The 11,903-nt window shown below is 45.7% G+C and carries 13 protein-coding genes and 1 pseudogene; 9 read left to right on the forward strand and 5 right to left on the reverse strand.

Features of this window, described 5'->3' with window-relative positions; all coding sequences use genetic code 11:
* Window positions 1-142: 142 nt before the first annotated feature.
* Window positions 143-430: pseudogene (locus PsAD37_RS12035) on the forward strand (ATP-binding protein); the annotation flags it as partial.
* 84 nt (window positions 431-514) lie between these two features.
* Here the strand turns inward: PsAD37_RS12035 and PsAD37_RS12040 are convergent.
* From PsAD37_RS12040 to PsAD37_RS29495, 5 genes are all read right to left on the reverse strand, one after another.
* Window positions 515-1,636: a hypothetical protein gene (locus tag PsAD37_RS12040; RefSeq protein WP_063296356.1), complete on the reverse strand. Its 1,122-nt coding sequence runs from the start codon at window positions 1,634-1,636 to the stop codon at window positions 515-517.
* A gap of 84 nt (window positions 1,637-1,720) precedes the next feature.
* Window positions 1,721-2,581 (reverse strand): formate/nitrite transporter family protein, encoded by an 861-nt coding sequence (locus PsAD37_RS12045; RefSeq protein ID WP_084407739.1) that lies wholly within the window; start codon window positions 2,579-2,581, stop codon window positions 1,721-1,723.
* A 102-nt stretch (window positions 2,582-2,683) separates the two neighbouring features.
* Window positions 2,684-3,628, reverse strand: coding sequence for a DMT family transporter (locus PsAD37_RS12050; protein ID WP_063296357.1), 945 nt, complete (start codon window positions 3,626-3,628; stop codon window positions 2,684-2,686).
* A 52-nt stretch (window positions 3,629-3,680) separates the two neighbouring features.
* On the reverse strand, window positions 3,681-4,169 hold the full coding sequence (locus PsAD37_RS12055; RefSeq protein ID WP_063296358.1) for a thioesterase family protein: 489 nt from the start codon (window positions 4,167-4,169) through the stop codon (window positions 3,681-3,683).
* Window positions 4,170-4,181: 12 nt separating this feature from the next.
* Window positions 4,182-7,382, reverse strand: a complete 3,201-nt coding sequence (locus PsAD37_RS29495; RefSeq protein WP_084407741.1) for an AMP-binding protein — start codon at window positions 7,380-7,382, stop codon at window positions 4,182-4,184.
* A 226-nt stretch (window positions 7,383-7,608) separates the two neighbouring features.
* Here PsAD37_RS29495 and PsAD37_RS12065 point away from each other — a divergent pair, with 226 nt between their 5' ends.
* From PsAD37_RS12065 to PsAD37_RS28060, 8 genes are all read left to right on the forward strand, one after another.
* A complete protein-coding gene (locus PsAD37_RS12065) occupies window positions 7,609-8,265 on the forward strand; it encodes a short chain dehydrogenase (RefSeq protein ID WP_208991843.1) in 657 nt (218 codons plus the stop codon).
* Window positions 8,266-8,303: 38 nt separating this feature from the next.
* Window positions 8,304-9,005, forward strand: a complete 702-nt coding sequence (locus PsAD37_RS12070; protein ID WP_193778259.1) for a glutathione S-transferase family protein — start codon at window positions 8,304-8,306, stop codon at window positions 9,003-9,005.
* 98 nt (window positions 9,006-9,103) lie between these two features.
* Complete coding sequence (locus PsAD37_RS12075) at window positions 9,104-9,817, forward strand: pyridoxamine 5'-phosphate oxidase family protein (protein ID WP_063296361.1); 714 nt, start codon at window positions 9,104-9,106, stop codon at window positions 9,815-9,817.
* Window positions 9,818-9,857: 40 nt separating this feature from the next.
* Window positions 9,858-10,457, forward strand: a complete 600-nt coding sequence (locus PsAD37_RS12080) for a short chain dehydrogenase (RefSeq protein ID WP_063296362.1) — start codon at window positions 9,858-9,860, stop codon at window positions 10,455-10,457.
* Between the two features lie 83 nt (window positions 10,458-10,540).
* Window positions 10,541-10,777 carry an Lrp/AsnC ligand binding domain-containing protein gene (locus tag PsAD37_RS12085; RefSeq protein WP_057462486.1) on the forward strand — a complete coding sequence of 79 codons (237 nt, stop codon included), beginning with the start codon at window positions 10,541-10,543 and terminating at the stop codon, window positions 10,775-10,777.
* A gap of 42 nt (window positions 10,778-10,819) precedes the next feature.
* Window positions 10,820-11,284 (forward strand): carboxymuconolactone decarboxylase family protein, encoded by a 465-nt coding sequence (locus PsAD37_RS12090; RefSeq protein ID WP_208991844.1) that lies wholly within the window; start codon window positions 10,820-10,822, stop codon window positions 11,282-11,284.
* Window positions 11,285-11,617: 333 nt separating this feature from the next.
* Window positions 11,618-11,740: a transposase gene (locus tag PsAD37_RS29405; protein ID WP_275078316.1), complete on the forward strand. Its 123-nt coding sequence runs from the start codon at window positions 11,618-11,620 to the stop codon at window positions 11,738-11,740.
* Between the two features lie 55 nt (window positions 11,741-11,795).
* The coding region (locus tag PsAD37_RS28060; RefSeq protein ID WP_153039732.1) for a transposase at window positions 11,796-11,903 on the forward strand (108 nt) is incomplete at its 3' end.

Genomic DNA, 11,903 nt, shown 5'->3' on the forward strand with positions numbered 1-11,903 from the left:
GCCGACCACTCACTTCCACCAGCCGTACCGCTTCCCGTTTAAACTCTTCCGTATAATGTTTTCGACCCATGAAGTCCTCCTCAATTTATCGTATCAGAAGGCTCTCCAGTTTTCCTGAGCCAGTCCAATCACCACAGGAGGGGCAAACCTGTTCTTCCAACTCGTCAATGCCCGTTATGAAAAAGGCTCGATGATCCTCACGTCAAACCGTGGCTTTGCAGAATGGGGAGAGATCTTTGGCGATCGTGTTGTTGCAACCACTCTTCTCGACAGACTGTTACATCATGCCGTTGTCATTCACATCGAAGGCGCAAGCTACCGCTTGCGCGGTCACACCAACCTTATTCCAGAGCATATAAGAGCCAACGCATCAATAACTCCTCCACCACCACCCAAACGTCGCGGAAGACCACCTAAAAAGGAGAACTAGACCTAAAAAAAGGCTGGTCACCAAACCTCAAACTGGGGAAATTTGACCCTGCATTGACACTCCGCTGCTTAACAATTTGCATAGCTATTTACGTGTCAGGAGCATTGCTACAGAAATATTTCGGAATGGATAATCTTCTGGACTGGCTTTCAAAAGGGTTTCTGCTGTCTTGTAGATCTGGTCTAACAGATCTACTTTTGACGGTGCATCGGGGAGATTTCCACGCAACACTGCTTGAGTGAATGCCCGGAAGAAGTTGACATAATTGGTAGCATAGCGATCCAGATCTTTGTCTTGCTTATAAGTTTCAACAAAGGGGACTGGTACTTCATAGCTTTCTGTCCGATCCAGTGTGTAAAGACCGGCCAGATTATACGCTGAGTTTGTCAATGGGGATGTTAGCTCATCCAGACTGCGGAAATAGACGGGCTGGTAGTATCTCTCGTATACTTGTGAGGAAATATTGCCAAGTTCCACATGCGCCTGAAGAGCGTCGTTGAGAAGGTCGAAGAGGCCGTCGCAGGTGCGTAGTTTATCTGTGCACCCGAAGACCTGAACCATAAGTTTACCGCCTGATACAAGTTCGTTCGCCCGGGCAGTTAAAAAGGCCGCCATGTCATCTTCGGCTTGCTTGGCAAATATCTTGCTCTCGGCCTCTGTGACGTGACCGTTTGCCCGCCTTTTGCTGGGGCCGTTTGGTAATACGTATCCGGGCAACTTATCAAGCGGGCGTTCGGACAAGTAGCCTATTGAGTTGAAAGTAGTGGCGACATGGACGCTGTCTGGTGGCAGTAACTGATCATACATCGAACCGCCAATGGCCGCTGATGAGACCCGCTGTGAGCTGAATGTTGATTGTCCGTCAGGTCTTAAACCAAGAAATAACTTAGAATAATCATTTGTTGGCAAGTCAGAATGGATCGTCAGAAACGGGCGGTCTGTCTGCTGCATTGTCTTGCCGATGAGGTGGCGCATAACCGAAATAGAATTGCGCCCTTCGGAACACCCGAAGTCTGCAAAGGTAACTGGTCCTGAACCTTTCTTAAGGGGCAGACTTGAGAGAGTATCTTCTAACCAAGGCAGGACGGCTGCGATTTGCTCCCATTGAGGAGCTGAGTTGGCATCATAAAAACCGCCGCCAGCCATGCCGGTCATGCCTGTTGGGCGACGTTGAGTACCTACTGTCTCTTGATCAAGATTTGTCATAATTGTCCCCTGAAAACCACTAATATTGCGTCGGATCTATAAATTCGTTTCTAAATGCATCAATCGTTTTTAACTGGCATATGCTCAGAGCATGTCGCGCTCATAAGCTGATGTATTCACCGAGGGCGCGCGCGAGTACGTTTCCTTTATGTCAGCGGAACGCATGTGAGCTGCGAACAGCGGCAGGCCGGTGAGAGCGAGTCCTCCAACCAGATTACCGATCACGACCGGGATCTCGTTCCAGATTAGATAATCGAGAATGGAAAAGTCTCCACCCAGTATCAGCGCTGTTGGAAACAGGTACATGTTGACTACCGAATGCTCGAAGGTCATTGCAAAGAACAGCATGATCGGCATCCACATTGCGATGACTTTTCCGCTGACCGAGGTGGAGACCATTGCGCCAACTACACCAAGGGATACCATCCAATTGCACAAGACGCCGCGGATGAAGATGGTCATCATGCCGCCCATGCCATGTTCCTTGTAGCCCACCGTGCGGTTCTTACCGATGTTCGCGATGACCTCGCCAACATGATTGACTGGTGCTGAAAAACCGTAGGTGAAAATTACAGAAGTTAGAAAAGCGACCAGCAGGGCGCCTAAAAAATTGCCGATGAAAGTAATCGTGATCGCCTTTACCACACCGCTAAGAGTGACGTGGGGCCGCCTGTCAATCCAGGCCAACGGGGCAAGAACGAATATTCCGGTAACAAGATCGAACCCCATGAGATATAGCATGCAAAAACCAACAGGAAACAGGACAGCCCCTACGATGGGGAAGCCGGTTTGCACGCCGACGGTGATTGCAAAGACCGCAGCAATTGCCAGAATTGCGCCAGCCATGAAGGCCCGGATCATCAGAATTCTTGGGTTTATGAAGATTTTTTCCTCACCCACGTCAATGATCTTTTCGACAAAGATGCGCGGTTCGTTATAAGACATTCCAAATCTCCATGTTCTATAAACCAACTGCTCCCAAACAATGGTGCGGGCAGCACTCTTCCACCTGCTAGATGTTTGGGTGATACGGATGTTGAGCGGACTTCATCCGCTTCGTGCCATGCTTTCCTCCGGGGTTTGGGTTTCAATCACCTTTGGTGCTTTATGTCTGGTGACAATCAATATGCCCGCCACGATCAGGCCGAGATTGAACATGAAATAAGATCCGAAACCTTCATCGAAGAATATCCATGCCAGCAATACAGTTATGGGTGGGCCTAAGAAAAAATAGCTCTGCGAACGTGAAATATCGCCGCTTCGTATGAGAATATAAAAAAGCACCCAGCTTCCCAGAGAAAGAACAACGCTTAGCCAAAGTAATGATCCAAGCAGGGGAGCTGACCAATTAACGACCATTGGCTCGAAGGCAAGCATTAGTCCAAACACCGGGATGAGCGCACTTAAATGCTGGATCAATGACCCTGTCATCAGGTTCATGTGCGCTATAAATCGCTTCTGGTAGAGCACGCCTGCGACCATGCTGAAAAGACACAGGACCGTAAGCAACACCCCGCTATAGGTGTTATTATCCAAATTAGCTTTTTGATTAACGACGAGCAGGACACCTATTGTCCCGAGCAACAAGCCAAATATCAGTTTGAAGCTGAATCTTTCGCCCAGAAATGCGATTGCCCCGACGGAGGCAAATGCTGGATGCAGTGCCATAATCAAACCGACTGTGCCTACATCCATCCCCCATTCATATGCAATCAGCATGCCTGTGAAGCAAAATCCGTGTATGAGAATTCCGGTCACACAGACATGGAATACTTCTATCGGTTTATTGTGCCACTTCGCCTTGATCAAAAAAATGATGCCTAAGAAAAGTGGAACTGGAGCGGCTAATCGCAGGGTTTGAAAGGTAAAAGGATCTGTATATGCGATGCCGATTTTCGATGCCACATACCCCGAACTGTAAAGAATGACGAACAATAGCGGCAAAACTTGATTAACAATCACCGCCGGGTTCGGTCTTTGGCGTGGAGGCATACGTTCGTTTCCAGTTCGGTTTCCGTGATTGAATAGGAGGTTATCTTAGAATCTAACCAGCTGTTATTTCATCACAATCTGCCACTGCCAGATATTCACGGAGGTAATTTTTGAAATCAGGTGGAATTTCGGCAGTTGCAATCTTGCCATGTTTGCCCGACGCTCTGGCATGAATGACTGTCAGCTGGCCTCTGGAAACATCTTCTTCGCGGCCATCGCTCAGCTTTTTACAGATGAAAAAATTGAGCACCAGTGATTTTGTGCCAATCCGGCCGACATTTATGGCGATGAGTATCTCATCGCCAAAGGTCATTGGTCGCAGAAAATCGCAGTTCACTGAGAGGATCGGCCATTTCTGATCTTTGACCGGATCGCAAATGCTCATTCCGCCTTGCTGGAAAAACCTCGTCTCCGCATACTCTACATATCGAAAAATATTTGAAAAATGCGCGATACCTGCCATGTCTGTTTCGCAAAATTCTACATTTTTAGAAACAGAAAACAGCTTCGCATTTGATGCCACTTCAATGTCTTTAAGCATTATGCAATCCAATCAAGCTGTTTCGCGGATGACACGCTTTAGTTTTTTCCCTGTGACCCCTTCGTTAGACCCGGGAGAAACCTGCTTGATTTCAGTGATATCCGGAAGGTTATTCTGGTTGGAATATACGAATATTCTCTGCGCGATATCTGCGAAAGGCAGGCCTTCTTTGATTTCTGCTTCAACCTTTAAAGTTCCTTCAAGTTCGCCTTGGACCACTGTACAATCGAAGATCTCAGGAATATTTTTCAAAAAGGCCTCTTCGAGCTGGCAGCTATAGTAGGTTTTGCCACCCAACAGCATCGAATCGCTTGTTCTATCAACGTGGTAGTAAAGGTCATTCTCGCCTTTGTAGATTAGGTCTCCAGTAAGCCAGTAGCCGTCAAGAATGGAGTCTGTGGTCGCCTCTTGATTCTCCCAATACCCTGAAGTCACACTCGGTGATTTAACTCCAAGCCTGCCGACTACGCCATAATCGGTGATTTTTTTGTCCTGTTCATCAAAGAGCGCAACTTCGATCCAAGAAAATGGTTTACCCACACAGCGGTTGTAGTTGTTGGTCTTAAGCGTGTGGATGTTTCGAAAGATCCCAAAAGCGAATTCCGAAGAACCCAAGTTATCAATAAACAGAGCACCATTTACGCGTTTTCCATCCTCATAACGATGACCGTATTGAAGCATTTTTCTGACATGAGGCTCATGACATGCATCCGCAGTACTCATCCATATATTGATGGAGGCGAGGCGTTCTGGATCAATGTCAATCCGACACAAATCAACATAAACACTAGGGAATGCGAACATTATTGACGGTTCAAAAGTCTCAATTGCTGCCGCTATCCCTTCAGGAGATTTATCTGAAGCGACAATCAGATGGTTCATACGCATTATGTTGCTCATCAGCATTGTGATGGCAGCTGCATGTGAGATCGGTGCTGCCGATAACATAGCATTGCCGAGCTTCTTACCAAGCTGCTTCTTGACCCCGTAAATTATCGACTTTTGACTAAAGGAAACCGCCTTGGGAAGACCCGTCGTACCGGAAGTATGACTAATGAGAACAGTATCATCATCCAAGTGATCATAGGTTTCACAGGGAAGCGAGAAAGGTTGTTTTTCCACCTCAGCGATATCTGTTGTTGGACATTCAAAATTGGCGTTGTAGGTGAGGATTTCACTCAGCCTTTCCCCTTCAGAAACAAGCAACTCAGGCTTGATCTTTGACAGATACTTACTCGCAATTTCCGGCAAAACTCCGCCATTTAAAAATGCAGGGATAGCTCCGACCTTCGTTAAAGCGAGGTAGTGAAGATAATAGGAAATGCTATCATCTAAATATAGTGCGACAATGGATTTCGCCCGTATACCCAAATGCCAGTAGCAAGATGCTATATGGTTTGCTTTCGCTACCAGGTCATTTAAGGAAAATGCCCAAGCTTGTCCCTCAATATCAATGTGAGTGACTGCTGTACGTTCATTATCTACTGCTAACTCGTGGACGCGAAAAAGAAAATTTCCAGCCCCTATCGTCGGGTCATTAGCTATTTCACTTATCAGAGAATCCTTGTCCTCAGGACTGTCGCCGTTTGTATTTTCCGCCTTGCGTAACATGTGCCGTTTTAATTTGCCCGTTTCGGTTTTGGGCAAACTGTCAACAAAGATAATCGATCTTGGATATTTGTATGGTGATATAGTGCTCTTCACATGCTCTTGTAACGCCTCAACTAAGCTCGGTGCTTTGCTATTCTTATCGGCCAGAACGACATGCGCGCGGACGATACTTCCTCTATCTGGATCTGGTATACCTACAACTGCACATTCTCGAACGGATGGATGTGAAAGCAGTGCTTCTTCAACTTCAGCAGCAGCTATATTGTAGCCAGACGAAATAATCATATCGTCTGCTCTAGAAACGAAGTGTAGCTTTCCGTCTTGATCTTTGCGGAAGAAGTCGCCGGTGATGTTCCAACCATTTTTGACATATTCTGCCTGTCGGTCATCATCCATATAGCGACAACCTGTTGGTCCGCGGAAGCCCAACCAGCCCGGCTTCCCAATCCCGACAGGTTTCATACCATCATCAAATACTTCAACCTCGTACCCCTCAATTGGCCAGAGGCCAACAGAGCCAGACTGAAAGTCTTCCAGGCGGGTTGAGATGAATGTGTGTAGTGCCTCGGTTGACCCCATCGCATTTATGATTGGAACGCCTATACGATCTTGCCAGTGTTCTAACACTGGTTGCGGTAAGTTCTCACCAGCGGATACAGCGCAACGTAAAGTCTTGAGAAGTTTGCAGTTAACTTCTTCAGAAAGCATAACTTTGTATGCTGTTGGTGCGGAGAAGCAGACAGTTGCATCATACTGGCCGATAAATTCTGCCAGATTGAATGGTGACGTCTGCTCTAACAAGACGGCTGCTGCGCCAAAGCGTAACGGGAACACCGCCAAACCGCCCAAACCGAAAGTGAATGCCAACGGAGGTGTACCTATACAAACATCGCCTGGCACAATTTTCAAGACTTGCCTTGCAAATCCATCAGCAATTGCGAGGATATCGCGATGGCGATGCATGGTGATTTTAGGCTTCCCGGTCGTGCCGGATGTACTAGCTAGCAGTGCAATGTCGTTCTGAGAGGTTTTAGCTGCCTCATACTTAGTCGATTTGAAGATTGCCTTAGCATTCACAGTCGCTTTGTCGTCAATGATTGTCGAAAATTCCGCAATTTTAAGATCAGGGCGTGTGTTTCTATCCAACAGGCTTAGCTCTTCATCTAAACCTTTTTGGCAAAGAACCAAATCTACCTTAGCCCTATCGATCAAGATGCTCAGTTCGCCCGCACGCATGAGCGCAATGGTATTGAAAGCAACTGCACCAACCTTCAAGATTGCCAAAAAACACGCCACCATCATTGGGCTGTTTCTCGACCTAATCATGACCCGGTTCCCAGGCATGACGCCGAAATCTTCACTGAGAACTCTAGCAATCTGATTTGAAAGATCTCTAAGCTGCTGATACGTCAATGTACCATTTGAGCCGATTAAAGCCGGATGTTCGCCGAACCCCCGCTCCACTAAGGCATCAACTAGTTCAACTCCTACGTTTAACTTCTTTTGATATGGGTAAAGATCAATTTTAAATTCTGGCTGTAGTTCAGTTACTGGAAGGTTATTGTTGACAAATTCGTCAATATGCCCGGTTTCAAGCAACATTTTCATCAGCCTCCTAAATAATAATATTTATAATATTACTCTTATGTAAAATTTATATTTTGGATTTGATAAGACCAATTCAATACTATCGTTATCAATATAATACTTGATTTTTTATGGTTAAATTTCAATAACCAAATAAATGAAATGTTTTCATTTTTAAATTCGAATATTCTAATTTAAAAACTCTACGGTAATATGTGGATATAAACCCCGAGGGTGACTGATGAGCCATGCACGAAAAACGACCAATCTAGCGGAAATGAACACCTCAAGTCGGGCTCAACGAATTGTTGTAATTGGTGCAGAAGGACATGTTGGAACGACGATATGTGCAGCGTTACCGGACCATCACGATGTGATTAAAGTGGGACGTAACAGTGGTGACGTAAATGCAGATATCTCAGAGAGATCCTCTATTGATGCCATGTACAAAGAGATCGGAAAAGTAGACGCTGTTGTTCTGGCTGCTGGTGCGGTTCACTTCTGCCCTCTCGAGCAATTTCCTGAAGATAAATTTTTATTTAACCTCACGCACAAAGCAATGGGCCAGATCAATTGCGTACTCGCGGGCCTAAACTATCTCAATGACGGCGGGTCGTTTACCCTATCAAGCGGTATTCTGGATAGAGACCCGATCCGAATGGCAAGCGGTGCAGCTGCTGCCAATGGTGCTATCGGCGGATTTGTGAAGAGTGCGGCGATTGAAATGCCACGTGACACTCGGATTAACGTTGTTAGCACGGGGCTCCAGGACATTTCCGTCGAACGATATGGAAGCGTTTTTCCTGGTCATACTCCTGTCTCATCGGAAAGGGTCGCCAATGCCTATATTAAGTGCGTTGAGGGAGGCATTAACGGACAACTGGTGACCGTAGACTAAGGTGTTTGTAAGCAATGCTGCATGGGGAGGGGCAAAGTTTGAAATTTAAACTCGTGAGCTATAAATTATGTCCTTTTGTGCAGCAGGTATTTATAGCCCTGTCGTTGAAAGGCCTCGATTTTGACATCGAATATATCGACTTGTCGAACCCTCCAATGTGGTTCACAAAAGTTTCCCCGCTAAAAAAAGTACCAGTTCTTTTCGCTGGTACAGATCAGGTACTGTTTGAATCTATAGCAATAATCGAGTTCATTGAGGATTACGCTGAGCAAAAGACATATCCGTCGGATTTGTTTGAACGATCCCGTGACCGTGCGTGGATTCAGTTCATTAACCAGCTGATGTGGTGTCTGTATGATCTTTCCGTAAAGGGGAGTGAGGAAGAATACGGTTCAACTGTTGGAACGCTTCATAAAAAGCTCGATGAACTGGAAGCTGCCTCGCACGGTGGAAAATACCTTTTTGGCGATTCATTCTCGTTCGTAGAAGCCGCAGTAGCGCCATTACTTCTTCGCCTGAGTTATATTGACGAAATAGCCCCCGGTCTTCTTGACGAAGTACGTCATAGCAATATTTGCAGAGTCAACAACCAGTTAATGGCTGACGCAAACGTTCAACGCTCAGCTCACAGTGACCTAAAACAGGCTTATTACAAATTGCTCGGGAAGCGGCAGGGGTACTTGTCCACTTTCCTGCCTGAGAAACTCAAATCAGCTGAAAGCATGCCTTTAAGATATTGATTAGCACCAAAATACAATTTGCCAGGACAACACATTTTCATCTCAAAACCGCAGTTTTTTCTGAGTCATGCGAGCCATAGAAAATTGGAAAAAGTAATATGACGTCCACTAAAGTATTTGAAAAAACCACAAGGTCTACAATTAAACGAGCCCCTGAATACGCAGATTACAGCGAGCAAGCAGTCTACGATATATTGGATAGCGGGTATATGTGTACGATTGCGTTTGTACTCGACGGCAAGCCCCTCTTAAATCCCACACTTTACTGGCGCAAGGGTAATTACGTCTATTGGCATGGTCTAGCTGGCAGCAAGATGTTGCTTGAACAGGCCAAAAACATTGATGTTTGCTTCAATGTAAGTCACCTGGACGGGTTGCTTTTAGGACGCTCAGCTTTTCACCATTCTGTAAATTATCGCTCGGTCACGATCCATGGCAAATCGGAGCTGGTAGAAGACAGTAATGAGAAGATGGATGTTGCGTTTGAATTCGTCGAAACATTATTTCCCGGTCGCCGCTCAGAGTTGCGTGAACATAAAGAAGAAGAGATCCAAAAGGTTAAGTTTATGCGTTTGCCAATTGAGGAAGTATCCGTAAAGCATCGCTACGACAACTCTGTCATGGATATTTTGAGAAGGCAGCAGAGCAACGCACTTAAAGAGTATGGTCCTGAAGGTGTAAACCCCCACTGTTGGACAGGAACAATTCCAATTCGCACAATACTTGAAACACCAGTTCCAGATACCGCTACCGATCCAAACATTCAATCGCCTGATTATTTGTCCCAATCAAAATTCAAACGCGATTTCTGAGGCAAGCTGAAGTCTAGGTCATTACCAAGGAGGGACTGAGGTGAAGATAGTTGTCATTGGTGCAAGTGGAGATATTGGTCGCACGGTTTGTACAGAACTCAGCAAGAGACACGAAGTTATTAGAGTTTGCCGCAGTTCTGGTGACTATCAGACAGATATGACTGACATGGCATCTCTTGAAAAGCTATTCAATACGATTGGAGAAGTGGACGCTATCGTAGTGACAGCAGGCTCTGTTAAATTTGCAAAATTGCAGGAAATTTCTCAAGCCGAATTTATGTATGCACTCTCCGATAAAGTCATGGGCCAAGTGAACGTTGTTCTCGCAGGTATGAGTTATGTCAGAGATGGTGGATCCTTCACCCTAACAAACGGGCTATTGGATCAACATCCTGTTCCAAATGGAGTTGGCGCCGCGACAGCAAATGCTGCACTCTCTGGCTTTGCAACAGCTGCAGCTATTGAAATGCCTCGCAACATTAGACTGAATGTTGTGAGTCCAGGCCTCATGGACATTTCCTATGAGCGCTATGGAAAAACGCTCAAGGGACACGAACCAGTTTCTTCAAAAATTGTCGCCGCAGCTTATGCGAAAAGTGTTGAGGGATCAGCTTCCGGGCAACGTATTATAGGAGAATAAAATCAAGGAAAGAGATCTCTACTTGCTTCACATTCTTACTTGCAAACCCAATTCTAAAATGTCCTTTTGGAGGCCTTACAACGATGCGGTGTTTATTTGTCCAGATAAAATGCAAACCAGGATCGTGGCGTAGTATCGCAAATGAGATTGCCATCAAAGAACTACATTCCGAGATTTATTCGATCAACGGTGAATATGACATCATGACTAAAACATATTTGGAAGATTTCAACGAAGCACCAAACCTTGTTTCCAAAATGGTGAGCGATATCGAAGGTATTGAAAAGACTTCAACCATGTTTGCATTCGATCCATTCTGAGCGTTAGTTTTATCGCCGCCAGTTGGCAGTTTAGATATAGAGATGATCAACACTGGAGAAATGGAATTGGGATTAAATTATTTTGAGATAAACGCAGATGCCTTAAGTTCACTCCTCTCCATCAAAAAGCAGGTCCCTGCAATTGAGGAAACCCTGAAAACCTTGGTGGAGTTGCGTGTTTCACAAATCAATGGCTGCGCATACTGTGTAGATTTGCATTCAAACGAAGCTAGAAAAGCTCATGTTCATCAACAGAAACTGGATTGCTTACCGGTGTGGAAGGAAAGCAACCTTTTCTCACAAAGAGAGTGCGCTGCCCTCAGTTGGGCAGAAAGCGTCACGAGGATCTCTGAGGAACGTGAATCTGAGGGTAATTTGAACCTTCTATTGGAGACCTTCACGGACAAAGAAGCCGTAGATTTGACATTCATCGTATGCGCAATGAATGGTTTGAACCGTCTTGCTATAAGTTTTGGCGACAAACCCAAAAATTTAATTTCTAAGTAGATTTCTCATAGGAGCATGATCGCGCTGTCGGTGTCTCGTAAATCAAATGTCAGTTTGCCCAACGTATTGAACTCGGGCGCTATGTCACCTTAGAACGCAGGATATGCGATGGGCATTCTACTCAAGATATGCAACGCCAACATTTGCCCATCACTTCTGAATAGCAAACATGCCGGATTTGAGCATTGCCACGATTACGTGTGTAAAGCATCCCACCCAGATCTCTCCACGCATCTTTTGGTAAACTCCAGGCTATTCTACCCAGCCATCGAACCTTGGACTGGCTCAGGAAAACTGGAGAGCCTTCTGATACGATAAATTCAGGAGGACTTCATGGGTCGAAAACATTATACGGAAGAGTTTAAGCGGGAAGCGGTACGGCTGGTGGAAGTGAGTGGTCGGCCCATTCCTGAAATCGCTGCCGATCTTCGTGTTTTGCCTGGTAATCCCCCCTGAAATTGATCGAGTTTAAAAGTAGAGATAGTGTTGCCTCATATTGAGGACTGAATTTATGAAGAAATCTCGTTTTAGCGACGCGCAGGTTATTGCAATTTTGAAGCAGGGAGAAAGCGGTATTCCCGTTGCGCAGCTTTGCGGGGAGCATGGTATGAGCGCAGCC

Origin of the sequence: Pseudovibrio sp. Ad37 (assembly GCF_001623075.1) — a bacterium.
Classification (GTDB): Bacteria; Pseudomonadota; Alphaproteobacteria; order Rhizobiales; family Stappiaceae; genus Pseudovibrio.

Excerpts from the sequence above, each read along its gene's own strand:
- PsAD37_RS12040 (WP_063296356.1), bottom strand. The coding sequence starts at position 1,636 with ATGACAAATCTTGATCAAGAGACAGTAGGTACTCAACGTCGCCCAACA.
- PsAD37_RS12045 (WP_084407739.1), bottom strand. The coding sequence starts at position 2,581 with ATGTCTTATAACGAACCGCGCATCTTTGTCGAAAAGATCATTGACGTG.
- PsAD37_RS12050 (WP_063296357.1), bottom strand. The coding sequence starts at position 3,628 with ATGCCTCCACGCCAAAGACCGAACCCGGCGGTGATTGTTAATCAAGTT.
- PsAD37_RS12055 (WP_063296358.1), bottom strand. The coding sequence starts at position 4,169 with ATGCTTAAAGACATTGAAGTGGCATCAAATGCGAAGCTGTTTTCTGTT.
- PsAD37_RS29495 (WP_084407741.1), bottom strand. The coding sequence starts at position 7,382 with ATGTTGCTTGAAACCGGGCATATTGACGAATTTGTCAACAATAACCTT.
- PsAD37_RS12065 (WP_208991843.1), top strand. The coding sequence starts at position 7,609 with ATGAGCCATGCACGAAAAACGACCAATCTAGCGGAAATGAACACCTCA.
- PsAD37_RS12075 (WP_063296361.1), top strand. The coding sequence starts at position 9,104 with ATGACGTCCACTAAAGTATTTGAAAAAACCACAAGGTCTACAATTAAA.
- PsAD37_RS12085 (WP_057462486.1), top strand. The coding sequence starts at position 10,541 with ATGCGGTGTTTATTTGTCCAGATAAAATGCAAACCAGGATCGTGGCGT.
- PsAD37_RS12090 (WP_208991844.1), top strand. The coding sequence starts at position 10,820 with ATGATCAACACTGGAGAAATGGAATTGGGATTAAATTATTTTGAGATA.
- PsAD37_RS29405 (WP_275078316.1), top strand. The coding sequence starts at position 11,618 with ATGGGTCGAAAACATTATACGGAAGAGTTTAAGCGGGAAGCGGTACGG.